The organism is Salibacterium qingdaonense, assembly GCF_900114715.1.
Taxonomy (GTDB): domain Bacteria; phylum Bacillota; class Bacilli; order Bacillales; family Marinococcaceae; genus Salibacterium; species Salibacterium qingdaonense.
The window spans coordinates 61,211-85,957 of sequence record NZ_FOTY01000007.1; the positions used below are offsets into that span (position 1 = coordinate 61,211).

The 24,747-nt window shown below is 50.4% G+C and carries 26 protein-coding genes and 1 pseudogene; 14 read left to right on the plus strand and 13 right to left on the minus strand.

Features of this window, described 5'->3' with window-relative positions; translation table 11 throughout:
• From BM058_RS07870 to BM058_RS07895, 6 genes are all read left to right on the plus strand, one after another.
• Window positions 1-645, plus strand: a 645-nt coding sequence (locus BM058_RS07870; RefSeq protein ID WP_177195472.1) for a hypothetical protein, incomplete at its 5' end; no start/stop codon positions are given.
• 2 nt (window positions 646-647) lie between these two features.
• Entirely contained in the window at window positions 648-1,223 is a 576-nt protein-coding gene (gene sipW, locus BM058_RS07875; RefSeq protein WP_090926484.1) for a signal peptidase I SipW, read from the plus strand.
• Window positions 1,224-1,287: 64 nt separating this feature from the next.
• A complete protein-coding gene (locus BM058_RS07880) occupies window positions 1,288-1,881 on the plus strand; it encodes a CalY family protein (protein ID WP_090926485.1) in 594 nt (197 codons plus the stop codon).
• An 80-nt stretch (window positions 1,882-1,961) separates the two neighbouring features.
• Window positions 1,962-2,525 (plus strand): TasA family protein, encoded by a 564-nt coding sequence (locus BM058_RS07885; RefSeq protein WP_090926486.1) that lies wholly within the window; start codon window positions 1,962-1,964, stop codon window positions 2,523-2,525.
• A gap of 284 nt (window positions 2,526-2,809) precedes the next feature.
• Complete coding sequence (locus BM058_RS07890) at window positions 2,810-3,880, plus strand: M20/M25/M40 family metallo-hydrolase (RefSeq protein WP_090926487.1); 1,071 nt, start codon at window positions 2,810-2,812, stop codon at window positions 3,878-3,880.
• Window positions 3,881-3,998: 118 nt separating this feature from the next.
• The gene (locus BM058_RS07895) at window positions 3,999-5,216 is read left to right on the plus strand and encodes a multidrug effflux MFS transporter (RefSeq protein ID WP_090926488.1); all 1,218 of its coding nucleotides are present in this window, start codon (window positions 3,999-4,001) and stop codon (window positions 5,214-5,216) included.
• Between the two features lie 28 nt (window positions 5,217-5,244).
• On the opposite strand, the gene BM058_RS07900 is transcribed toward BM058_RS07895, so the two are convergent.
• Window positions 5,245-6,072, minus strand: coding sequence for a MurR/RpiR family transcriptional regulator (locus BM058_RS07900; RefSeq protein ID WP_177195473.1), 828 nt, complete (start codon window positions 6,070-6,072; stop codon window positions 5,245-5,247).
• A gap of 166 nt (window positions 6,073-6,238) precedes the next feature.
• On the opposite strand from BM058_RS07900, the gene BM058_RS07905 reads away from it, so the two are divergent.
• From BM058_RS07905 to BM058_RS07920, 4 genes are read left to right on the plus strand one after another with little or no spacing between them, the layout of a single operon-like run.
• Window positions 6,239-7,126 (plus strand): cell division protein FtsQ, encoded by an 888-nt coding sequence (locus tag BM058_RS07905; protein ID WP_090926490.1) that lies wholly within the window; start codon window positions 6,239-6,241, stop codon window positions 7,124-7,126.
• A gap of 2 nt (window positions 7,127-7,128) precedes the next feature.
• Complete coding sequence (locus BM058_RS07910) at window positions 7,129-8,871, plus strand: ABC transporter ATP-binding protein (RefSeq protein WP_090926491.1); 1,743 nt, start codon at window positions 7,129-7,131, stop codon at window positions 8,869-8,871.
• Window positions 8,831-9,676, plus strand: coding sequence for an energy-coupling factor transporter transmembrane component T family protein (locus tag BM058_RS07915; RefSeq protein WP_090926492.1), 846 nt, complete (start codon window positions 8,831-8,833; stop codon window positions 9,674-9,676). Before BM058_RS07910 ends, BM058_RS07915 begins: the two co-directional genes overlap by 41 nt.
• Window positions 9,673-10,422, plus strand: coding sequence for a PHP-associated domain-containing protein (locus BM058_RS07920; RefSeq protein ID WP_090926493.1), 750 nt, complete (start codon window positions 9,673-9,675; stop codon window positions 10,420-10,422). Before BM058_RS07915 ends, BM058_RS07920 begins: the two co-directional genes overlap by 4 nt.
• A 157-nt stretch (window positions 10,423-10,579) precedes the next feature.
• On the opposite strand, the gene dhaM is transcribed toward BM058_RS07920, so the two are convergent.
• Genes dhaM through dhaK form a run of 3 tightly spaced genes read right to left on the minus strand, consistent with a single transcriptional unit; the run spans window position 10,580 to window position 12,567 of the window.
• The gene (gene dhaM / locus BM058_RS07925) at window positions 10,580-10,969 is read right to left on the minus strand and encodes a dihydroxyacetone kinase phosphoryl donor subunit DhaM (protein ID WP_090926494.1); all 390 of its coding nucleotides are present in this window, start codon (window positions 10,967-10,969) and stop codon (window positions 10,580-10,582) included.
• Window positions 10,969-11,589, minus strand: a complete 621-nt coding sequence (dhaL, locus tag BM058_RS07930; protein WP_281244688.1) for a dihydroxyacetone kinase subunit DhaL — start codon at window positions 11,587-11,589, stop codon at window positions 10,969-10,971. The genes dhaM and dhaL overlap by 1 nt, the downstream gene beginning before the upstream one ends.
• 21 nt (window positions 11,590-11,610) lie before the next feature.
• A complete protein-coding gene (gene dhaK, locus BM058_RS07935) occupies window positions 11,611-12,567 on the minus strand; it encodes a dihydroxyacetone kinase subunit DhaK (protein WP_090926495.1) in 957 nt (318 codons plus the stop codon).
• A gap of 168 nt (window positions 12,568-12,735) precedes the next feature.
• Between dhaK and BM058_RS07940 the strand changes: the two genes are divergently transcribed.
• Entirely contained in the window at window positions 12,736-13,935 is a 1,200-nt protein-coding gene (locus BM058_RS07940; protein ID WP_090926496.1) for an MFS transporter, read from the plus strand.
• An 81-nt stretch (window positions 13,936-14,016) separates the two neighbouring features.
• On the opposite strand, the gene BM058_RS07945 is transcribed toward BM058_RS07940, so the two are convergent.
• The 9 genes and pseudogenes from BM058_RS07945 to BM058_RS18190 form a co-directional block, all read right to left on the minus strand.
• Window positions 14,017-15,036 carry a FecCD family ABC transporter permease gene (locus BM058_RS07945; protein WP_090926497.1) on the minus strand — a complete coding sequence of 340 codons (1,020 nt, stop codon included), beginning with the start codon at window positions 15,034-15,036 and terminating at the stop codon, window positions 14,017-14,019.
• Window positions 15,036-16,082, minus strand: coding sequence for a FecCD family ABC transporter permease (locus BM058_RS07950; RefSeq protein ID WP_407690166.1), 1,047 nt, complete (start codon window positions 16,080-16,082; stop codon window positions 15,036-15,038). The genes BM058_RS07945 and BM058_RS07950 overlap by 1 nt, the downstream gene beginning before the upstream one ends.
• A 15-nt stretch (window positions 16,083-16,097) precedes the next feature.
• Entirely contained in the window at window positions 16,098-17,057 is a 960-nt protein-coding gene (locus BM058_RS07955) for an ABC transporter substrate-binding protein (protein ID WP_090926499.1), read from the minus strand.
• Between the two features lie 522 nt (window positions 17,058-17,579).
• A pseudogene (locus BM058_RS07960) lies at window positions 17,580-20,000 on the minus strand (heavy metal translocating P-type ATPase).
• 97 nt (window positions 20,001-20,097) lie between these two features.
• Entirely contained in the window at window positions 20,098-20,310 is a 213-nt protein-coding gene (copZ, locus tag BM058_RS07965; RefSeq protein ID WP_407690167.1) for a copper chaperone CopZ, read from the minus strand.
• 54 nt (window positions 20,311-20,364) lie between these two features.
• Window positions 20,365-20,661, minus strand: coding sequence for a metal-sensitive transcriptional regulator (locus tag BM058_RS07970; protein WP_090926501.1), 297 nt, complete (start codon window positions 20,659-20,661; stop codon window positions 20,365-20,367).
• Window positions 20,662-20,737: 76 nt separating this feature from the next.
• Window positions 20,738-21,148, minus strand: a complete 411-nt coding sequence (gene hepT, locus BM058_RS07975; RefSeq protein ID WP_090926502.1) for a type VII toxin-antitoxin system HepT family RNase toxin — start codon at window positions 21,146-21,148, stop codon at window positions 20,738-20,740.
• Window positions 21,138-21,530, minus strand: coding sequence for a type VII toxin-antitoxin system MntA family adenylyltransferase antitoxin (gene mntA / locus BM058_RS07980; protein WP_090926556.1), 393 nt, complete (start codon window positions 21,528-21,530; stop codon window positions 21,138-21,140). The genes hepT and mntA overlap by 11 nt, the downstream gene beginning before the upstream one ends.
• A 141-nt stretch (window positions 21,531-21,671) precedes the next feature.
• Entirely contained in the window at window positions 21,672-21,812 is a 141-nt protein-coding gene (locus tag BM058_RS18190) for a hypothetical protein (RefSeq protein WP_177195474.1), read from the minus strand.
• A gap of 185 nt (window positions 21,813-21,997) precedes the next feature.
• Between BM058_RS18190 and BM058_RS07985 the strand changes: the two genes are divergently transcribed.
• The 3 genes from BM058_RS07985 to BM058_RS07995 all read left to right on the plus strand — a co-directional run bounded on the left by BM058_RS07985 (window position 21,998) and on the right by BM058_RS07995 (window position 24,670).
• Window positions 21,998-22,924: a prenyltransferase gene (locus BM058_RS07985; RefSeq protein ID WP_245736895.1), complete on the plus strand. Its 927-nt coding sequence runs from the start codon at window positions 21,998-22,000 to the stop codon at window positions 22,922-22,924.
• Window positions 22,925-22,936: 12 nt separating this feature from the next.
• Window positions 22,937-23,668, plus strand: a complete 732-nt coding sequence (locus BM058_RS07990; protein WP_090926504.1) for a DUF6081 family protein — start codon at window positions 22,937-22,939, stop codon at window positions 23,666-23,668.
• A 96-nt stretch (window positions 23,669-23,764) separates the two neighbouring features.
• Window positions 23,765-24,670: an EamA family transporter gene (locus BM058_RS07995; protein WP_090926505.1), complete on the plus strand. Its 906-nt coding sequence runs from the start codon at window positions 23,765-23,767 to the stop codon at window positions 24,668-24,670.
• The last annotated feature ends 77 nt before the right edge of the window (window positions 24,671-24,747 follow it).

The window sequence follows — 24,747 nt, forward strand, 5'->3', positions numbered from 1 at the left end:
GGAGAGGATTCCGGCGGCTCGGGGAATGACCCCGCACCGGACGATGACTCCGGCAGCGGCGACCAGGATAGCAGCGACGAGACCGGAGACAATGACGCTCCTTCCGAGTCCGGAGAGGATTCCGGCGGCTCGGAAGACGACTCTCCGCAGCCGGATGATTCCAGCAGCGGCACTCAGGACAATAACAACGGCTCCGACCCGGTCGAGCCTGCTTCCAAACCCGAAGAAGACGCCGGTAACGACGAACAGGATAACGAGGACAAGTCCACGGACAATAATAACGACAATGCCGACGGCTCCGAAAGGGATAAAACACCTTCATCCAAAACAGATGAAAATGATAATAGCAGTAATGAAGACCAAAATCAGGCTGTTTCCGACGAAGAACAATCTTCCAGTACGGAAGAAGATAAACCTGAAAGCAATGATTCCAACACCCAGACCGAAAGTACAAATGACAAAGACTCTCAACGCTCCCACAGTGATCAAGACACACCGGATAAAAACGAGACAGAGAACAGCGATTCCGATCAGAACACAGTTACTGAAAAGATAAAAGACACCGAAAATCGCAAACAGGCGGAATCATCCCCTGATGATTCCAAAACAGCCTCTATAGTACAAGCCTCACGTAAAGGAGTGTAAACATGAAAAAACTGCTTAGATTTACGAGCAGCACCGTAACCGTTCTATTATTCGCCGCCTTAATCTGCATGATTATTGTAGTAATCTCTTCTAAAGCTTCCGGCGGCAGTCCTTCGGCGATGGGGTACGAAATCAAATCTGTCTTGTCCGGTTCCATGGAGCCGACATTTCAGACGGGATCCATCATCGCCATCAAGCCGACTGAAGAAAATGGAACAGAATACCAGGACGGGGACATTATAACCTTCCAGCAGGATCAGGAAACGCTGGTCACCCACCGCATTATCGGTGTTAATGAAACCAATGATCAGATCGTCTATGAAACCAAAGGCGATAACAATGACGCCGCTGACATGGATCCTGTACTGGATACCAATGTTGTCGGAGAATACACAGGATTCACTATCCCATATGTTGGATATTTTATAGAATTTGCTAATTCACCTACGGGAGCACTTGTGCTTCTTGTCACACCAGGAGTTATTATTTTCCTTTACGGCATCCTGTCCATTTGGCGGGAGCTGAAAAAACTGGAAGCCAAAACAAAATCAGCATCTGCTTCAGAACCACCTGATTAAGATTGTTTTCCTTGTATCCCACAAGGATTCAATATAAAAAACTTACTTACAAGGAGGAATTATCATGGGATTAAAAAAGAAATTAGGACTTGGGGTATCAACAGCGGCACTGGGACTATCACTCATCGGAGGAGGCACATTCGCCTACTTCAGCGACACAGCAACAGCCAGCGGTACATTTTCAGCGGGTACTGTTGATTTGACTTCAAATCCAGAAAAAGTCATCGATGTTGAAAACCTGAAACCAGGGGACTGGATGGTTCGTTCCTTTGACTTGGAGAACAACGGCACCATCGACATTGGATCTATCAAACTGAATACCTCCTACTCGGTGAATGATGTCGGGGGCAACAACACCGAAGATTTGGGAGAACACATTGAAGTATCTTTCCTATACAACGATGACAAGAAGGACCAAGTCATTTATCAAACTAATTTAGCGGATCTTCAGTCTCAGGACCCTGACGTCATTGAAGGAAACATCTTCAGTGGTTGGTTAGGTGAAAGGGGTGGTCAACTGGAAGCCGGTACCTCTGACAACCTTGATGTGAAGTTTAAATTTGTTGACAACGGAGAAGATCAAAATGAATTCCAGGAAGACTCTCTGGAACTCACTTGGGAATTTGAAGCAATGCAGGCAGATGGGGAAGAAAGATAATAATGTCATTGTTTCATAAGCGGAGTGGAGCTTACCCTCTTCTCCGCTTTTTTAAATTCAACGTAGAAGGAGGATTAAAAATGAGAGTAAATAAGAGACTTCGACTGGGAATATTCACTGCAGCATTAGGCCTCTTTCTTATCAGCGGCGGAACATTCGCATTTTTTAATGATACGTCAGCAGCCGGGGAATCTTTTTCATCTGGTACTCTGAATTTAAGTGCCAACCCTGTAACCAGTGTGGACCTTGATAATATTAAACCGGGCGACAGTTTCACACGCTCTTATACCTTAAAAAATGATGGATCGTTAAATATTGCCGATGTGCTGATGACAACCGAATACACTGTTGTAGATGCCAAGAATGATAATGGAACGGAAGATTTCGGTGATCATATTGAAGTCTCTATTTCCTGGGAGAATGAGGATGGATATATTTCTGTGCAGGAAAAGAAACTTTCTGAGGCAACTGCCATGGAACCTAATATTTTAGGAGATAATATTCTTGAAGCAGGGAAAGAAGATGAAGTGTATGTAACCTTTGAATTCCTGGATAATGGGAAGGACCAAAATATCTTCCAGGGCGACGCGATGGAAATTGAATGGACGTTTGAAGGAAAGCAGGAAGAGGGGGAAGAAAAATAGAACCCATCAGTCTTAAGGGGGATGGGACAAATAAAGATATGGGTCATTTTAAAAACCCGAACGATGGTCTTCCATGCTGCCGGAAGAAGTCACATCGTTCGGTTTTTTTGTGCAGCAGCATTCTGCCTCCACCACTATCGCTTCATTTGAGCGCTATAGTGACCACATGAATACCCATTGCGGGCTCTTCCGCCTTTTAAAAAAGAGGGGCATTTTAAGTTAAACTCTTTTCTTTCTCCCGGAAATGAGCATGCTATAATGGAAGAAATGTGAAACAAGGAGCGATGCAATTGGATAACTTTTTATACGACCTGCTGCAGACACCTTCACCTTCTGGCATGGAAGCGGATATTCAGAAGAAATGGCTGCAGTATGTGAAGCCGCACGCGCAAAGCTTACATACCGACGGTGCGGGTAACGCGTACGCCGTCCATCATCCGGATGCCTCTTTTCGTGTGGCTGTGGCGGGGCATTGTGATGAAATTGGATTTATGGTGAAGGCGATTGATAACAATGGTTATATTTACGTGGAGAAATTGGGAGGAATCAGCCATAAGCCGGCTCTCGGCATGAAAGTGACGATATTCGGTACACACGGCCGTCTGACCGGGGTTTTCGGTACAAAAGCCGAGCATCACGGCGGGGCCAAAGATGATTTCAGCTTTTCCGATTTATTTATCGACTGCGGCGCTTCGTCTAAAGAGGAAGTCGAGGCGTTTATCGAAGCTGGGGATACCGCGGTCTACAAACGCGAGCCGGAAGGACTGTTAAACAACCGGATCAGCGGGCGCGGGCTCGACAACCGGACCGGTGCGTTCATCACCGCAGAGGCGTTCCGGCGTCTTGAGAACCGGCTGCAGCCGGATGTCGGCATGCATGCGGTGAGCACCGTAAACGAAGAAACGAACATGGGCGGGGCTTATTTTGCCGGAGCAGGCATCGCGCCGGATCTTGCTATCGCCGTGGATGTGACGTTCGCGACCGATTACCCGGGTGCCGTTTCGGAAAAAACAACAGACGTGAAGCTCGGCGGCGGTCCCGTTCTGGCTAAAGGGGCTCCCATTAACCAAAAGGCAAATGACCTGCTGAAACAGGCAGCCGATGAGTCCGGCATCCCGGTGCAGTATGAACTCACTCCCCGCTCCACGGGAACCGATGCGGATCAGCTCCGTAAAACGGCACGCGGCGTTCCTGTGGCGTTGGTTTCGCTTCCGCTCCGGTATATGCACGCGCCGGTTGAAACCGTGAGTCTGGATGACATCGAACAGGCCATTGAATTGCTCGTCTCGTTTTTCACCCGGCTGCAGGGAAACGAAAACCTTAAGCCCGTCTCTCTCGATGATCTTGAGGATTAGGAAAAGCACCTTCCGAATAAGCCGAATGACGGGATTTCTCTTTCTTTCTCATGTAAGATGAAAGATAGTGTTTTCAACATAGATTTTATTCCTATCTGAAAGGTCGTCTGGTATATTTATGGAACATTCCGCTTCTTCCGCCCCAACATTATCCAAACTGCGCCGTATATGGATGGCCGTCCTGCTTGGATCGCTGGCTGCTTTCGGCCCGCTGACGATTGATATGTATCTGCCAAGCTTTCCTTCCATCGCAAATGACCTGGGTACGACCGCGTCATCGGTGCAGTTAAGCTTAACAGCCTGCCTTCTCGGGCTCGCAGGCGGGCAGCTCGTCATCGGGCCGATCAGTGATATGAAAGGCCGCAAAGCGCCAATGATGATCTCTCTCGGCGTGTATGCGGCCGCTTCGGTTCTGTGTGTGTTTGCCCCGTCCATCTGGGTTCTCATCGCAGCGCGTTTCCTGCAGGGATTTTCGGCTTCGGCGGGCATTGTCATTTCAAGAGCCGTTGTCCGCGATCTGTACACCGGCAAAGAACTCACGAAATTTTTTGCCCTGCTGATGCTTGTAAACGGGCTCGCGCCGATCCTTGCACCGCTTGCCGGCGGCATTGTGCTGAACTGGACATCGTGGCAGGGGATATTTGTCATCCTGAGTGTTATCGGTCTGTTCATGCTCACGACCGTCTTTTTGCTGCTGCCGGAAACCCTGGCGGCTGAAAATAAATCCAACAGCGGTATCAAACGTACCATCCAGACGTTCGGCGAATTAATGAAAGAGCGAACGTTTGCCGGGTACGCGCTCGCTCAAGGACTTGTCATGGCCGGTATTTTCGCTTATGTGTCCGGTACTCCGTTTGTCTATCAAGACATTTACGGCGTGTCCGCCCAGGTGTTCAGTATCCTGTTTGCGATGAACGGGATCGGCCTGATTATAGGAAGTCAGTTGACCGGCCGTCTGGCAGGCATTGTGGACGAAAATAAAATACTGAAGACCGGGCTCTTCGTGACCATGGGCGCCAGTACTTTTCTGCTTCTTATGATTTTACTGCAGGCGCCGCTTATCTTTATCGTCATCCCGATCTTTCTCGTCGTCTCCTGTGTAGGTGTTGTTACCACGACCTGTTTCTCCCTCGCCATGGAAACCCAGGGTCACCGTGCGGGCAGTGCCTCCGCTCTGCTCGGCCTGCTGCCGTTTCTATTCGGCGCAACCTCCGCTCCGCTTGTCGGAGTAGCCGGAGAGGGTACAGCCCTGCCGATGGGATTGATTATTTTCATTGCTGACGCTCTGGCACTGAGCTGTTACCTGTTTCTTGTTCGAAAACCCGCATCTTCATAAAGCCAATTACCCGCAGATGGCGCAGTTCTTACTTCGTAAAAGGATACTTTTTCCTCAACCGATGCAATTCTTCCAAGTGCGCCATCGCGGTATCTTCCCTCGTTCTTCCCAGTTCTACAATGACACTTTCAATTAAAGCGACCGGTGCCACCATCGAGTGGAACTCCCACATTTCCCCCCGTTCGGTGTACAGAACCACATCCGCTCTCGGAATAAACTCAAACACCTGCAGATCTGTAACGAGAATCACCTTCATGCCTTTCTCTTCCGCCTCGTCAAACAGAGCCCTTGTTTCGGGAAGAGGTTTGGCAAAACCAAAAATGACGATGACGTCTTCTATCTGAAAGTGCATCATATCTTCCAGCAGCTTCTGGCCGCTCTCGGGCAGCACCTGCACATGAATACCAAACCGGCGAAGACGGAATGAAAACAACGAAGTCAGGGCGGCAGCCGGACCGTAGCCGAACATATACACGACCGACGCTTTATTCAATAAAGCCACCGTCTCACGGAATTCATTCTCCGACAGCTGCCGGGAGGTCGTTTCGAGATACTCCTTACCCTGCTGAATCATTGACTGCACCACTTCGGAAGACTCGGTCTTTTCCAGTACTGTTCCCATTTTATTAGCCGGCGTATCGGCAAAACGCCGCTTCATTTCTTCCCGGAACGATTTAAAGCCTGCAAATCCAATCTGCCGGAAAAACCGGGACACCGTTGCCATGCTCACCCCTGTCTCCGCGGCTATATCCTCCTGCTTAAGATAGGCGATTTTCGTATCCTGCTTGTACAAATAATCTGCCACCTTCTGTTGGTTTGCACTTAACGTGGATGAATCAATCTGAAGCCAATCCAATGTCCCACCTCCTTTTCTTTTATGATACATTATTTTTCAATATGAAAAAATAATTTCATTATTTATATTTAGAAAAATTAATTTCATTTTAACACTTACTTAATAATCCCTTTATATAAACCTCTTACACTGAATGTATATTCATATTAAAGGAGGTCCTCATTTCATGCCGAATCCGATACCCCATCAAAAAAAGGAACTGAACCAGTCCCAGCAGCTCATGATTTTTGTGTTATCCATGTCCCTCTTTGGTATCGCCAACATTATTACCGAAATTGTTCCGGAGTTTTCGTTCGGTCCTGTTGAATTTTCCGTCTCTTATTTCGCTTTCATTCCTCTGGCTATGGTGTTTTTATTCAGCCCGCTTCCGGCAGCACTTGGTGCTCCGCTTGGTGAAATCATTTTCGCCGATCTTCTAATGGGGGATTTCGGCGGGATTGGTGAACTGGAAGGATTCATTGAATTTGCCCTCGCGTTGTACGTCGCAGGGCTTCTCGTGAAAAATCCAAACAGCCGGAAACAGATTGCGATCGCTTCTCTGGTCGGTGTTGGTATCGATCAGATGCTGAGCACTGTGGTCGACATCGGAAAAGTCTGGGTGGGCATTGAGGAACTGGAAGCTGTTCCCGGTGTTCCGGAAAGTATTCTGGTTCTGGAAGGAATCAGTTTCGTCAATGAAATGGTCATTTCCGGTGTCCTTTTCGGTTTAATTCCGGCAATGTGGCTCGTCCCCCGTCTGCACGGCAAAATAGAACCATTGATGGGCTTTGCGCCGCGCGAAGACGTTTCATTCCGCTCCGCTAAAGAAATCGTCGGCGCCCGTTTTCTTGTTTTCTCCGTCTTCTTCATTTTTGTCGGTATGATCTCGGAATTCATGGCGGAAATGGATGTGAACTTCGCCGTCTGGCAGCCGGAGTTCATCGAACAGTTCGGACAGCAGTTCTTATGGGTAGGAGTATCCGCCGCCATTATTGTTCTCATACTTGCGGTTATGGGTATTTCATACCTGAAAAAGTCCAGCAGCAGCGGAAATCCTTCAAGAAAGGCGCAATGATTATGACGCCACCTATTATTGAATTAAAACAAGTGAGTTTTTCTTATCCTTCCTCTGGTGAAAGTGTTCTGCACGATGTGTCTTTGTCCGTAGAACGAGGAGATTTTCTCGCAGTCATCGGCGGAAACGGAAGCGGAAAAACCACGTTATGCAAAACGTTCAACGGTCTGATTCCCCATTACTATAACGGAGAACTGGCGGGTGTCATTCGTATTAACGGCGAAGCAGCTCAAGATACGAACACAGCTCTGCTTTCTAAAACAGTTGGCTACGTCTACCAGGACTTCGAAAGCCAGCTTGTTCGTCCGAGAGTACTGGACGAGGTACGGTTCGCCCCGCTTAATTATGGATGGCAGGATTATAAAGAGCGCGGGGATGAGGCCCTCGACATGCTGGGTCTGAACGACATCAAAGACGAGTTTATCTGGCAGTTGAGCGGCGGACAGAAACACCTGACGGCTCTTGCAAGTGTCCTTTCGCTGCAGCCCGACGTCATCATCGTAGACGAGCCCGTCGCACAGCTCGACCCGGTTCATGCCCGGGAAATCTATTACACGCTGCAGTACTTAAACCGGGAGCACGGCATTACCATCATCGTCATTGAACACCACACCGAGTTCATCGCAGAATTCGCACAATCAGTGCTGCTCATGGATGCAGGCACCGTGAAATGGAAGAAACCAACGTCTGAAGCGATGCGCTGCACGACAGAACTTCAGGATCATAACATTCTTCCGCCTCCTGTCACTCGGCTGGCAGAAGCAGTCGACGCTGAAGCCAGCAGAGCGCCGATCACTCTGGAAGAGGGCACCGATTGGTTCAGACCCTGGGTTCCTGCGACTTCCCCGCGCCATATTAGACCGGTGCCGCCGGCTGCTTCAAAACGAGCAGAGATTGCCTCTTTCGACGGAGTCACTCAAGGTTACAAAACAGTCGAGAAATCGTTCAAATGGATATTTGAGGATTTGTCCCTCTCGTTCTATGAAGGAGAACGGATTGCCTTGGTCGGTGGGAACGGAGCAGGGAAGTCAAGTTTACTGAAGATGCTGACCGGTATTCTCCGACCCCGCAAAGGACATATTACAGCGGCCGGACAAGCTCTCCACGGTACTTCTCCGGAAAAAATTGCTGAATTGGTGACCTACATTTATCAGAACCCCGAAGAGATGTTCATTGAGGATAACATCCGCGCCGATATTGAGTACTTCCTTAAAGCCCGGAAATCGCCGGAAACTTCCACGTACGCAGATGAACTGTGCCGTCTTTTCTCGCTGGAAGACCTCCAGCACAAGGACGGACGCCTGCTCAGCGGCGGCCAGCAGCGTCGAGCTTCGCTTGCCATCGGACTTGGAACGCAGCCTTCCCTGCTGCTTCTGGATGAACCGACCTCGAGTCTTGATATCAACAGCCGCGAAGAAGTAGCGCGTCTTCTTCACGAGTTGAAAGAACACGTCAAAACCGTCGTTACCGCCACCCACGACATGGATCTTGTCGCTGAATGGGCGAGTCGTGTCATTGTACTTAATGAAGGAACGGTCGAGTACGACGGCGGACCGCGGGGGTTATTCTCCAGCCACGAACTGATGCGAAGGTGCTCTCTCTATCCACCGCAGATTGTGCGGCTTTCAGAAAAACTGGGAATTCAGCCGTCAGCGCTTGATATACATGAATTCCTGCCCTTCGTGAAAGGTGGTGGTCCGTGTTATGAATCGTATCCGTCAGTGGCTTTCGAAAATCAACGTTGAAACGATTAAAATCGAACTCATGAACACGGCATACGGAGAACGTACGACACTTATGGCTAAGCTGGATCCAAGAGTCGCCATCATCTGGTACCTGTTGTTTGCCATCCTGCCCTGGCTTTTCTGGAACAACACGATTCTGATCGGCATGCTCGTGTATATGGTCATTTTGACCGCCCTGTCCCGTATCAGCCCGCTGATTTTATTTCTGCTTTGTTTCGGGCTCGTGACCGAAGCCGGTTACGTCATTTTCACCGCACTCTTTTTCGGCGGAGACCTTACCGCGGCGGCCGCGCTGCTGACATTCACGATGAAACTAACAATCATATCACTTGCCAGCATTGTCATTTTTACAAACATGGACCCCGAACGGTTCAGTGATGCCCTGCTCCGCTTCAAGGTGCCGGAGACATTTTGTTTCGGCATTTCCTACGGCTACCGCATGCTTCCGATTCTGATCGATGAATACCAGAACATTTTCAACTCGTTCCGGCTGCGGGGAAGATTTCCGGAAAAGAAAGGGGTGCTCGCGTGGCGGTATGTCTATCACTTCTGCGTAACCGCCGTGAAAGCTTTCTATCCTATGATTCTAAACACAGCCAAACGCACACGAACGACGGTGGAAGCCCTCGAGGTCAAAGGGTTCACGTACGGCATGCATAATCCTGAAGCAAAAGAACTGAAGCTTTCCTACTTAAAAACGACGAAAAAAGATGTCCTGTTTCTCGGCATTACGGGCGTCGTTTTAATTGCCATTATTTACACTGGGACATTATATCCAATAGAAAGGACGATTCACCAACTATGAATATCGATCTTCACACGCACGGCAAACTGACAAAAAAGACGGACTTTAATCTTGAATTCTTTCTTGGTATGACAGCAGGCGCGGCAAAAAACGGACTGGATGCATTCGCGTTGACAGAGCATTTCAACACCCGCCATTTCCAGGAAATCTATGACACCCTGGATGCGCATTACAGCTACCAAAACAACTATTATGATGTAGACGGTATCCGGGTATTTCCCGGTATGGAGGTGGATGTGAAAGAAACCGGTCATATTCTTCTGATTGGGGATAAAGAGGATATCGTTTCGTTAAATAAGACGCTTGAGCCCTTCAAGGAAGAGTTCATCGCTTTTGAAGAACTGCTCCGAATCACCGAAGAGAAAGAAGTACTCCGCATCGGTGCGCATCCGTTCCGGGAATCGACACCACTTACAGCTCATCCGGAGCGGTTACTTGAAAAATTGGACGCCTTTGATGTGAACGGAAAAGACCTGTTCACCTATGAAAACACCGGCATGGAAGAGCGTGTCAAGACATGGGCGGACGAACTCAGCATCTCCGTCACCGCCGGCAGCGACTCCCATCATCCGCTTCAGCTCGGCGCCGTTTATAACGAGGTGGATGATGATATTCAAACAACCGCGGAACTCAAAGAAGCCGTCTTCCACCAGCCAAAGCGGCATGTGTCCAACTGCCTGTCCACGAAAGTCGAAGCCGCCAAAGCAGTGAAAAAAACACTAAAACAGCAGATACTTTCTGCTTAATCTTACAGAAACAGAATAGATATCACATAAAAACCCGGACGATTCTTTTCAAGCCGCGAGGCGGCGAGAATGTCGTCCGGGTTTTTCGTGCTGCTCCAAGTACTGAGAATCTGTGGCTGACGACCTCTGTCATACTGCTGGATACTTAAATCCGTGTTTACTCCACAAATTGCTGACGCCGGACAGATGCTGTGATGTCTTCAAGAGATTTTCCCATACCGGCTTCCACTACCGCAACATACGCGCCTTCCACAATTGGCGCGTTCACGATTTCAACCTTTCCTTTCAGATCAGGAAGCATATCAAGAGCGAGTTCGGCATTCATCAGCGCGCTTCCGATATCATAAAACACGAGCGTGCCGGCTTCATTATCAGCCTGCTGCAGTGCGTGCTGAATGTTATCAGCGCTTGTTCCGATTTCTCCGTCTTCTGTGCCTCCTGCTGAAAAAACATGGACATCCGGCTGTTTCGTCTGGGAGACAAGGTCGTTAAGGCCCTCTGCTATCTTTTCACTGTGGGAGACGATGACGACAGCTGTTTTGTTCATCAGGCTTCCTCCTTGTCGAGAGCCTCAGCCAGCGCTTCAAACAGAAGATAGGACGAGTAGGCGCCGGGATCGGTATGGGAGATGGATTCTTCTCCGTAATAAGAGGCTCTTCCTTTTTCAGCTTTCATGTTTTCGGTTTGCTGCATGCTTTCTTTCGCTTTTGCAGATAAATCGGACGCAGCGATATCATGATGCTGGATGTATTCGAGAACCGGAGTCCAGACGTCCAGCATGGTTTTGCCGCCGCTTTCTGCCTTACCTCGGGTTTTAATCCCTTCCACAGCAGCCTCCAGCCCTTTTGTGAATTCATCCTGGGAAAGAGAGTCCTTGCCCTTCCATTCATCCGAAGCTTTCAGAAAAGCGGTGCCGTATAACGGTCCGGACGCTCCTCCCACTTTGGAAATCAGGGTCATCGCTGCCGCTTTTATCAGACTTCCGATATCCTCTTCTGTATTCTCTTTCACATTCTCCACCGCTGCCTGAAAACCGCGGGCCATATTATGGCCGTGATCGCCGTCCCCGATCGCCTGATCCAGTTCGGATAAATACTCTTTATGGTTCTGCATTTTTTCGTCGGCTGTTACCAGCCACCGCTTCATCACGTTCAGTGTCAGTTCCACAGCACCATTCCCCCTTCCTGATTATGTTACATACTTTTTGAGCGTATCATCGAGTTTCAAGAGCGTAAGAGAACATCCCGCCATCTCCAGCGAGCTCATGTATTCTCCCACCATCGATTTGTGAATGGAAATATTTCTTTCAAAGAGAAGCTGTGCTGCTTTCCGGTACACAATATACAGTTCCATAAGCGGCGTCGAGCCTTGACCGTTCACAAGGACAATGACGTCATCACCGTTTTTCACGTCAAGCTCGGCCGTTACGTTGTCCAGCAGTTCTTCGGCGACCGCGTCGGCCGGCTGGATCTTCTTTCGTTCCATTCCCGGCTCGCCGTGTATACCGGTACCAAGCTCCATTTCGTCATCGGCAAGGGTGAAACCGGGTTTGCCGGAGGCGGGGACCGTACTCGGACTCAGAGAAATTCCCATCGATCCGAGGCGGGACGTTACGTGGTGCGCAAGTTCCACTGCTTCCTGAAGATTCAGCCCTTCTTCCAAGGCTGTGCCGACAATTTTGTGCACGAGAACTGTTCCTGCTGTCCCGCGGCGATCTTCTTTCCTCTCAACGGCAATATCGTCTTTCACGACTACCTGCGCTGTTTCGATGCCTTCGGCCGCCGCCATTTCGGCCGCCATATCAAAATTCATCACGTCTCCGCTGAAATTTTTCACAATCAAGAGCACACCGCTTCCGCTGTCCACCGCTTTAATGGCTTCAAAGATCTGGTCCGGTGCCGGAGAGGTAAACACTTCGCCCGCAACGGCGGCATCGAGCATATTTTCTCCGATATATCCGGCATGAGCCGGTTCATGACCGCTCCCTCCGCCGCTCACAAGTCCGACTTTGCCGGGAAGGGGAGCATCTTTACGGACCAGCACATTCCATCCGGGAAGACGTCTCAGTTCATCGGAATGAGCAGCTGCCATGCCTTCGAGCATCTCTTCCACGACGTCTTCCGGGTTATTGATGAATTTTTTCATGTCTATCTCTCCTCCTTGTGTTCTTACGTCTTCCTTTCTATTCCTTTTTTCAGTATGAAAAAAACATTCCGCGTTCCACAGGCTTGCATTTCAACGCTTCGGGTTCTATCATTTTCCATGTGAATCTTGTTTGAATAATCAATATTTCTTATAGAAGAAGGTGCCCCCATGATCGACATCAAAACGAAAGCATTCTGGCGGGCGACGCTGGCACTCGGGGCAGCGGCCATGATGACATTCGCCAACCTGTATTTTCCGCAGCCGCTCCTTCCCCATTTCTCCGAATCTTTCGGTGTATCCGAAACAACAGCAAGTCTACTCGTTTCGGTGCCTCTGTTTGTGCTTGGGATTACTTTTTTTGTTTATACCGCATTGTCGGATGCGTTCGGGAGGCGCCCCATCATTTTTACGGCGCTCGGACTCGGAACACTAGGCACGATTGCAGTAAGCGCAGCTCCGACATTTGAGGTCATGCTGGCCGGACGGATCTTTCAGGCTGCCGGACTGGCCGGTATTCCGGTTGCTGCCATGGCCTATATCAGTGAAGAATTCAAGATGCGGGCGATGACCGTAGCGGTAGGCGCCTATATCAGCTGTAACAGCCTCGGCGGCATGAGCGGACGTGTTTTGAGCGGTGTGCTGACCGACATCTGGAACTGGCGGACAGCGTTTATTGTGATGACGGTGCTTAGTGTCATTCTGACTGTCCTCGTTTATATGCTGCTGCCGCGCTCACAAGAATTTCAGGGACGGCCTCTCAAACTGAAAACCATTATCCAGGATAATAAAGACCACTTGGCCAGCCCGCTGCTCCGCGGAGCTTACATCATCGGCGGACTGCATTTTCTCCTGTTCATGGGTATTTTCACGTTCATCACCTATTATCTCAGCCAGGAGCCGTTCCATGCATCTACGGGCATACTCGGCCTTCTTTTTCTGACGTACAGCGCGGGTACCGTCAGCTCCACCCTTGCCGGCAAGGCTGCCCAGCGATGGAAACAGACCGTCTGTATGTTCACCGGGATGGCCTGTATGGCAGTCAGTCTGGCCGCTACGCTGGTTCCTGTATTCCCCGTCATTATTGCTGCTTTGCTTCTGCTTTGTTTTGGGTTCTTTTTCACCCATTCCACCTCGAGCGCCTGGGTGACAAGGCATGCTGCACACGCCAGAGCGAGCGCTTCCGGTCTTTACCTGACCTCCTATTATATAGGAGGAAGTCTCGGAAGCCTGTATTACGGGGTGTTGTGGACATGGCTGGGGTGGAACGCCGTGATTTTCGGATCTTTTGCTATCCTTATCATCACCACGATCGTCACTGCGGGAATGAAACGGATGGAAAATCAGCTGCCGGAAACGGGGGAGGGATGAGCCGGGGTTCTTCCGTTCTGCCGTCAAAAAACCCATCCTTGGCGTAGCTGTAGCTGCACCAAGGATGGGTTTTTCATAACGTTAATTGGTTTTCATCAAAAGGTAAATAAAATACGGCGCACCAATGGCGGAGACGACCAGCCCGACTGGAATCTCGGCCGGGGTAAACAGGTTTTTTCCTATCGTATCTGCAATCAAGAGCAGCAAGGCTCCCATGACTGCCGATGTAGGTATTAAAAAGTGATGCATCGGCCCGACAAGCCGTCTCGCGAGGTGGGGTGCTACCAGTCCGAGAAACGCGATGCCGCCGCCGACAGCCACGCAGGCCCCGGCAAGCGCAACCGCCGCAGCGAGGAGTACCCGCCGTTCTTTTTCCACCTTGGTGCCAAGGCCTGTCGCGATGGAATCCCCAAGTGCCAGGACATTCAGATGTTTCGATTTGTATATAGTGTATGGCAGCAGAATCGCAATCCAAGGAAGCGTGGAAAGGACAAGACGCCAGTTGGCGCCCCAGATACTGCCGGAAAGCCAAATCATAGCCTGCGAGAAGTTATTGGGTTCCATGCGGAGCTGAAACACAATCAGCAGGGCGTTGAATCCTGCATTCACCGCGATACCGACAAGAATCAGACGTATCGGCGAAATACCCTGCTTCCAGGCGAGAATGTAGATGAGAAACGCAGCCAGAAATGCGCCGGCCAGGGCGGAAAACGGCATCGCAAACAACGAAAACCAACCGAGATCTCCCATCGATCCTTCAAAAGTATAGATAAACAGAACAACTGCCAGGCCGGCGCCGGCGTTTATACCGATAATGCCGGGGTCAGCCAGTTCATTCCGCGACACTCCCTGAAGGATGGCACCGGACACTGCAAGACCTGCCCCAATAAGAAGGGCCAGTACCATTCTAGGCATCCGGAAACCAAACAGCACCAGCGAAGATTCCGATGTCCCCCCTCCAAACAACGTTTTAATCGTATCCAGAGGGGAGAGAGGATAACTCCCCAGGTTCATGCTGAATAGAAAAACAAGAATCACAAGAACGGTTAGTATCATCATTACATAAGCGAACCGTTTCCGGTGGATACGATCGATATCCATTACAGACCCCTCCCTTCACCGCGCGCCAGGTAAAGAAAGAACGGAATACCGATTAATGCGGTGATGGCGCCGACCGGTGTTTCATAAGGAGCGTTCACCATTCTTGCGCCAAGGTCGGACCAGACGAGCAAAAGTGCGCCGAGCACAGCGGAACATGGAATCAGCCAGCGGTAATCCATCCCTGCCAGAAAACGCGTAATATGAGGGATGACAAGGCCGATAAATCCGATTCTTCCCGCCACGGCCACCGCCGCTCCTGTTAAAAGAAGCACGGTGATAATGCCGAGTACTTTTATCAATGTCGTACGCTGGCCGAGACCTTTTGAAACCTCTTCTCCCAGACTCAAAATGGTGACAGCCCTGGAAATAAAAAAAGCAATCCCAAGACCAATCACAGCTACCGGAAGAAGCATCTGTATGCTGGTCCATTCTATGCCGGCGAGACCTCCGGCAAACCAGAAGGTCATATCCTGTGCGACGTCAAACTGAATCGCAACCGCCGTCGAAAATGAACTAAGCATCGCTCCGACCGCCACTCCGGCAAGGGCCAGTTTCGCCGGGGTGATGCCGCCTTTGGAAAACATCCCGACGCCGAACACGAGAAGTGCTCCAAGGCCCGCTCCTGCAAACGACCATCCCATCAAACCGACATACGATGTACCCGGAAAAAAAGCGAACGCGATAGCGATCGCAAACGCCGCTCCATCCGATACACCCAGAATCGCGGGGGAAGCGAGTGGATTTCTCGTCATTCCCTGCATAATGGCACCGGAAACTGCCAGAAAAGAGCCGACGAACACCGCGCTGAGCACCCTGGGGAGGCGGATTTCCTGAATTACCTGATGATCCGAAAGATCCGGGTTAAAGGCAAACAGCGCTTCCCACACCGTTGTCAGCTTAATTGACGCCGCACCGAAAGTGATGGAAACGGCAAGACTGATCACTAAGGCAAGCGTGCCGAATACGAGAATCAAAACGGCGGCAGCAGGCCCCTGCTTGTTTTTGTTTTTTACTGCGTCCGGTTGTTCTTTTTCATGATCTGCCACAATGATTCCCTTCTATCATTCAGATTCGGTGATTTTGGACACCAGCGTGTCCAGCTGCCGTTCCACCAGCACAGGGTTGAATTCACTCCAGTAGTCATTGTCCACGACATGGACTTTGCCATTCTGTACGGCAGGAAGGCTCTGCCACACATCCTTTTGCTTTAATTGCTCGTAATTTTCCTCTGCTGTCGAATTGGAAAACATGACAAAAATGCGGTCCGCGCCGTATTCCGGTATAACTTCTTCAGAAAGTGTCACCGCATCGGTTAATTCCGCCGCTTTGTCGGTCGGTTCAAACTGGGCGGCATCGTAAATCGTCGGAAAGGCTGACGTTTGGTACATATGAATGTTTTTGTCATAAAACTGCATGACTGCAGCTGTCTCGCCCTCTTCGATATACGGTTCCATCTCTTCGCGTGCCTGCTGGACATCTTCTTCGTACTGCTGTATCCATTCCTGAGCTGCGTCTTCACGCCCTGTTACTTCCGCTACAATGTTCAACTGCTCCCGAAGCGGCGCTCCGAATTCAAGCGCTACGGTCGGTGCGATTTTCTGCAGATTCTCAATGGCTTCGGTCTCACGGTAGTTCGAGACAACGATGAGGTCCGGATCGAGCGAGATAATTTTTTCCGCGTCCGACTGTTCAGAACCGACACTTTCCACCCCTTCGGTCCATTCATCTCCGTATTTGTTCAAGTCATAATCAAGGGCCCCGACCGGTTTTATCCCAAGGGCCGACAGTTCGCCGAAGTAATTAATCGCCACCACATCTTCCGGTTTCTCCGGTATCTCGACTTCCCGGTCCATACTATCTGTGTATGTACGCATGTTCTGTTCTCCATTTCCTTCTTCCTCCGAGTTTCCTCCATCAGCACTATTCTGATTTGAATCAGATCCGGAACCACCGCCGCATGCAGCCAGAACGACAGCAGCAAGAAGAATGGTGCCTATCATATATATCGAACGATGTATCATTGTCCTACTCCTCCTATTTTAATTGATAATGATTATTAATGTCGTGGAAATTATATCGGAAAAAAGGCGGCAAAGCAATGAAAAAGGAAAAATCCTTAGAGTCGTCCGCTTATTGTCACAATGTGTGTGATTTTCGATCATGCGGTGTCTGTCATTGTACCACCCCCCCCCCGTCCCAACCGTCACATTTCAGAAATGAAAGTCAAAAAGTGAGGGTTAGACGGTGCCTAAACCTTACTTTATCCAGAGTTGAGTGGCAAAGTGCAGTTTAGACCGTTTGTAAAGGTGACAATGGAGGGAGTGTGCTTTTATTTTGAGGGTTAGAGACAGATTGCCGTGGAACATGGCTGTAAAATATTTTTTACAGCCATGTTGACGGCAGCCGGTCCGGATTTTGTCTGTAACCTGCGTTTTACAGACAGTCCCCATACTGCTTTGTCCATTATCCGCCGGTTACAACCATTTTCCGGGCGTATTTGTCTTTAACCATAAAAAGAGCCTCTATAAGAGAGACTCCTTTTATTACGATAATTTCATTTTCTGCAGGCGCAGGGCATTCAAAACGACTGAGACGGAGCTGAAGGCCATCGCGGCGCCGGCGACCCACGGGGCGAGGAGGCCGGCGGCGGCAATGGGAATGCCGAGGGTGTTGTAGATGAACGCGAAAAAGAGGTTCTGCTTAATGTTTCGCATTGTCGTCCGGCTCATCAGCACCGCGTCCGCGACGCTGTTCAGGTCGCCACGCATCAGCGTGATATCGGCGGCTTCAATGGCGACATCCGTACCCGTTCCGACGGCCATACCGATGTCGGCGGCTGCAAGTGCCGGAGCGTCATTAAGACCGTCACCGACCATCGCCGTCTTTCTGCCTTCCTGCTGGAGTTTCTGGATTTCCACGCTTTTCTGATCGGGCAGGACGCCGGCGATGACCCGGTCAATGCCGACCTGGGCTGCGATGGCGTCCGCGGTGCGCTGGTTGTCTCCGGTCAGCAGCACGACATCAAGGCCCGCCTGCTGCAGCCGTTGGACCGCTCCTTGGGACGTCTCCTTGACCGTGTCGGCGACAGCGATCATCCCCGCATATGCGCCGTCCACCGCCATCAGCATCGCGGTTTTGCCGTCTGATTCCAGACGATGCATGGTCTCCTGCACGTTTTCTTCCATTTCCAGTCCCATGTCTTCCATCATCCGCTTCGTTCCGATCGATACAGAACGATGATCCACTACGGCCTGGATACCTCTGCCGGGAACCGCTTCGGTGTCAGCCGTTTCAAGAAAAGCAGCGGAGCGGGATTGTGCTCCCTGAACGACAGCGCGCGCGAGAGGATGTTCGGAATCTTTTTCCGCCGAGGCGGCATAGGAAAGCAGATCGTCGCTGCTCCATCCCTGCGCCGGAATGACATCTGTCAGTTCCGGCTCCCCTTTTGTTACTGTTCCTGTTTTATCCAGCACCACGGTTTCGATGCTCTTCGTATTCTCGAGGTATTCCCCGCCTTTAAACAGGATGCCGGCCTCGGCGGCACGTCCCGACCCCGCCATAATCGACGTCGGAGTCGCAAGTCCGAGGGCACACGGGCAGGCAATGACCAGAATCGAAATCGTTGGTATAAGTGCGCCTCCCAGACTGCCGGGTGTGATAAAGAGAATCCATATGAGAAAAGTCAGCAGCGCGATACCGATAACGGTCGGCACAAAGACACTCGACACCCGGTCGGCAAGGCGCTGCACATCCGCCTTGGAGCTCTGCGCTTCCTCAACGACTTTAACAATCTGGGATAACGCCGTGCCGCTTCCGATCCGGGACGCTTTGACCTGGAGCGCACCATTTTTATTAACGGTGGCACCGTACACCTCACTGCCTTCGCTTTTATCCACCGGCATACTTTCTCCGGTGAGCATCGATTCATCGATGGAGGAACTTCCTTCTGTCACCTCACCGTCGACCGGTATTTTCTCTCCGGGCTTCACATACACGATCTCCCCAACCTGTACATCTTCCACCGGAATCTCCACTTCTTCTCCTCCGCGGTAAACGACCGCCGTCGCCGCGCGCATGTCGAGCAGTTTCTGGATGGCCTGTGACGTACGCCCTTTGGCACGGGCTTCAAAAAGTTTTCCGAGCAGAATCAGTGTAATGATAACAGCGGAGGCCTCGAAGTACAGGACAGGCCTCTCCGCCCCTGGACTGCTCCACCATTGCCAGCCTAAATAAACGCTGTAAAAATAAGCTGCGGATGTTCCCATCGCCACAAGTACATCCATGTTCGCGCTTTTATTGCGCAGGGCCTTCCATGCTCCTTCGTAAAACTGACGGCCGATGACGAATTGGACCGGAGTGGCAAGCGCAAACTGCAGTCACGGGTTCATCAAAATATCCGGCATCCAGAGGAAAGACAACCATTCAAAATGGGTCACCATTGTCCAGAGCAGCGGCAGTGCGAGAATGGCAGAGGCGGTAAACGTCATCGTCTGCCTCCGGAGTGCTTTCTGACGGGGATCTTCTTCTTCGCTGCTGTCCGTTTTGGAATGAAGCCCGTACCCGAGACGATCCACCGCCTGTGTCAGGTCTTCGTTCGATACTGCCCCCGGGGTATATTCCACCGAGGCTGTTTCCATGGCAAGGTTGACGCTTGCTTCTGCGACACCCGGTATCTTGTTCAGTTTTTTCTCAATCCGATTGGCGCAGGCTGCGCATGTCATGCCGGTTACGTCGAATTCCTTCTTTTCATGCTCCACGTGATACCCGAGCTTTTCAATTTTTTGTTCAAAATCAGAAGCTCCGGTCTGTTCCGGATCATACGTGACGCCGGCGCGCTCCATCGCGAGGTTGACGTTCGCACTCTCCACCCCTTCGATTTTGTTCAGTCCTTTTTCAATCCGGTTCGCACATGCCGCGCACGTCATGCCTGCAATCGGGAGCGTCGTTTCTTTCTGTTCAGCCATTATCTGTTCCTCCTTTCCATCTGGTTAAGTAATGTATACATAACCCCGGCAGGGTATTATTAACCCGAAAATAAAGCAGCCTTACATGTCAGACTGCTTATTCTTCCACGTCATACCCCTGATCATCGATTTCTTCGACGATATCTTCATGACTTGTTACCTCTTTATTATATTCTACATCGACTTTACCCTGATCAAGATGCACGGTCACACTAGATACACCTTCCAGCTTGCCGACGCTTCCTTCTACCGCCTGCACGCAGTGAGCACAGGACATTCCTTTTACATTCAATGTTTCTGTTGTCATCATGTGTCCCTCCTTTTTATTTACCATACCCGTGTAAGGTATTTTATATGCAAAAAATTATTTCAGCATTCGTTTCATCACATCCATCAGCTCATTGATGGATTCTTCGCCTTCTCCGCTCTCAATCGCGTTGGATACACAGTGGTGGGTGTGATCCTCCATCAGCTGTACCGACACTTTGTTGACCGCGGATTGAATAGCTGCGATCTGGTTGAGAATATCCACGCAGTACCGGTCGTCCTCCACCATGTTATGAACACCTCGGACCTGCCCTTCAATCCGCTTCAGCCGGTTCAGCATCTGCTGTTTATGCGGCTGCACCGTCCGCTTCTCTGTATGTGTCTGTTCCTCCATTCAAACCCCCTCCTTTCTATAATACCCATACCCTGTATTTCAATAATAATAAAAACATCGCTGATGTGCAACACATTCAGTGCTTAAAAGCAGCAATTTGTTCTGAGAATGTTTTTATTTCTGACATATTCCGGGTGATTATATGCTGAACGATTTCCATGTTTAATTCCTGGTAATCATGGATAGCGATATTCCGAAAACCGACCATCGCTTTCATTTTTTTAGATATATCTTCGGTAATGACTCCATGTCCGGATAACAGCTCAAAGGCATCACGGCTGGATTGCGGCAGTCCTAATTTTTCCACGGCCGTTATATGCATAGCAAGATCTATAGACGTCTCGCAGGCCGGTTGAATATTTAGAATGATGGAATCCTGCTTCGTGATATTATGAAGACTTGCAGGCGAGTCTGCATATTCCTCATATACCCGCTTTATACAGCGCTCTATCGTGCTCACCTTATTATATACCACATCACTTGTCATACACGGATCCACTCTCCTCCATCCGGTCGAATACAACTTGGCGTTCCTCGTTCAACTTGGCGTATTCCTTGTAAATTCTCATTTCAAGCAGCTCACGTCTGGTTTCATCTGTGCAATACAGGACTTTGCCGGTCCCTACAATCTGCATTTGAAAAACCGTCGACGCCTTATTGATATCAACGAGCTGCACATCCCGGTCGATGAGCGCAGCCACATCCTCCGCTGTAAAAAAGGATGCCGCCGGACTAAGCGGCGTATCTGTTACATAAGCAATATCAACATCACTGCCGGGACGGTTTGTCCCCTTGGCGAATGAACCGAACAGAATAAGCAGCACCGGTGATATTTTTTCTACCAGAACCTCTGTTATGCGCTGTTCCATTTCCGTCACAGCTGACTCACCTCCCCTTCGCTGCTCTTCTTTACATTATATCATATACAAAAACTGCTCCAGGGCACACCGCTCCCGGAGCAGTTTACCGGACTGAATGAAAGGTTATCCGCAGCTGGGAAAGCAGCGCCTTTATTCCATTTCTTCGCTTTTTGCTATATATCCGTCGTTATATCCTTTGCGGTAAGCAGCATGCAGCATGTCTTCGAGTTGTCTGCGCAAACCTTCGTCCTGAAATGTTTCAAGGAAACCCTGTTGATTCTCTACATTCATGTCGCATCCCTCTTTTTCCAACATCCAGCCCGATGATTTCCCATTCCTTTATTTTCGTAAAATCAAACCATTTTATTACTCAAAAGATGCATCCTTCCTGCACATTTGTTGATAAATCAGCCCGACCTCCTTACAATGATGAAAGTGATTCTTTTTCGACAAATTTTTTATAAAAAGGGGGGTTCATGTTGGAAAAAGGAGTCCAGTTTTGGCGTAAAGCCACCCGTTCCTTCGCCCTTCCCGTCATTATCGTCCCGGTGATCCTCGGTACAGCGGGCGCTTTTGCCTGGGAAGGCACCTTTCATTTTTTCTGGTTTTTGATTACATTGATCGGCGCAGCGGCGGCGCACTTATTTTCCAATATGATTAATGATTTATGGGACTACCGCAACGGTGCCGATGATCAAGCAGAAAAAGGAGAATCAGATATTGCGACGAACTCCAGGATTCTGCCGGGCGGTGCCATGTCGGAAAAAGCATTCGCCGCAATAACATGGGGGCTGTTTGCTGCGGCGGCTGTCTGCGGTGTTATTATAGCAGCGGGGAGAGGATGGCCGGTGCTCGGTATTGCTGCGCTCGGTGCATTGATCGCCTACTTTTACGTCGCACCACCTCTTAAATTCGGCTACCGCGGAAAAGGCTACAGTGAATTCGGGATCTTTACGGCTTTTGGCATCCTGCCGGTCATGGGATCGTATTTCGTACAGACGGGAACGTTTGATGTACAGGCGTTTCTATTATCTTTTCCCGTAGGTATTCTGACGACTCTGGTCCTTTATAACCACCACTTTCTGCATCCGCGTGCTGATGAGGCGGCGGGTAAACGAACCGTCGTTGTCGTCCTTGGCGAAAAGAAAGGACTCACCCTTTCCAAATGGCTGACCGCTGCCGCTTTTGTATTTGTTCTGGTATGTATCGCTTTTCAGGCACTTCCGTGGTACGGTGTCATCAGTCTGCTTGGCTTTGTGCCGCTCATCCGGATGCACCGCTCACTCGGGGAAACCAATCCTGCAGAGGCGTATCCGCCCTTTATGGGAGCAGCACTGAAAGCATCGACGCGGTGCGGCGGACTGCAGATTATCGCGCTTATCATTCACGGTTTCATAACATAAGGAGGTCAAGTGATGGGACAAGAATTTCAGCTTGGAGCATTTGATACGATTTTATCGGAAAACGGGCCGTGGCAGATCGGGGGCTTTCCGCTTCGGGACGGAAGTTTCTGGACGTACCGCGAACCCGAGGCCGTCGTCATTGTCCGAAACGGCATGCTGTACGTGCGGGCTCCGCTCAGCCGCAGTCATGACCACGTGCAGATTCTCGACAACGCCAAGCACATGTATTACTCGAAAGAACCGGTCGAGGTCCCGGAAAACGGGAAGATCAGCTTTGAATTCCAGATCCGCGCCCGTACGCAGGATACCGTCCCGGGGGATCTGTATGACGGCTACGTGTCGTTGAACCTGCTCGATTTCACAACCGGCGCAGCGCTTGACTTCTTTGTCACCGACGATCAGTACGCGTCGGTATACGGCGTGCTGCCGTTTCCAAATGTCGAAGTACCGGACACCGATCAGACGAAGTACTTCTGTATTTTCAAAGAAGATACGAAAAGCTTTGAAGAACGCGCCTTCAACACGTACCGGATCACCTACAACCGCGCGTCAGACGAAGTCGTATACACGGTGAACGACGTGGAAGTACGCCGGGAAACAAACGTCCCGCTCAAATTCAACCAGTTTACCGTCGGCCTTGGCATCATGACCGAAAAAGACCTCACCCCGGAAGGCAGCGTCTCCGTCCACGGCCAGACCGTCACCGGCGAATGGTCCCCTGTCACTGTTACCATCGATGAATAAACCAAAACACTCCGTCATGATGGCGGAGTGTTTCTTTTACCGTCCGGGTGTGAGAGAATATACTTTGGAATATGTTTGATTAAAGGAAGATGCACAATGTCCAGACAGCAAGCTTATGTATGTGCCGCGGCGGGGGCGGCGATGTGGGGGTTTCTCGGCTTATTCGTAGAGGGTCTCTACGCCGCGGGCTTCACCCCGTGGCAGACAGTGGCCATCCGCGCCATTTGTTCCGCGGTGCTGATTACCTCTTACCTTGCCCTCCGCCACCCGCGTCTTTTAAAAATACATATCAGGGATCTCCCTTATTTCATCGGCACCGGCATTATCAGCATCGTGTTCTTTAACTGGTGTTATTTTACGGTGATGCAGGAAGCTTCGCTGTCGCTGGCGGTGGTTCTTCTTTATACCGGACCGTTGTTTGTGACACTGCTCTCGCGTCTGTTGTTCAAGGAATGGCTGACCGGGCGTAAAGTCGCGGCGCTGTTTCTCACGCTGACCGGCTGTGCCTTCACCGTCGGCCTGCTTCCGTCGTTTGACACGAGCCTTTCCGTCTTTGTCATTCTGGCGGGGCTTGGGTCCGGGTTTTTCTATGCGCTGTACAGCATTTTCGGCAAGTTCGTCAGCCGCCGTTATTCCTCGATGACGATTACCGCCTATTCGTTTATCTGCGCGAGTGCCTTTATGATTCCGGCGGGCGGTTTGATCAACCAAGCCGGGGAACTCGTAGATCCGGCTGTCCTGCTGTACGGGTTCGGTCTCGCCTTCGTTCCGACCGTGCTCGGTTATATCCTTTACACAGCCGGTCTGACCCATATCGAATCGAGCCGCGCCTCGATTCTGACGACGATAGAGCCGGTCGTTGCCATCCTCCTCGGCGTCACCATATTCGGCGACACCCTGAACAGCTGGCAGATTCTCGGCATCATTCTCGTGCTCACCTCTATTTTCGTCATATCCGAACGCCGGAAATCATCTTCCGCACAAGCCGAAGCCGGTGCGTAGGGAAGGGAAAAGCAGTACCCATTCATTACGTATTTCCGTCATTTCATTCAAAAAAACAGGACCGTATCAAAAGCCAT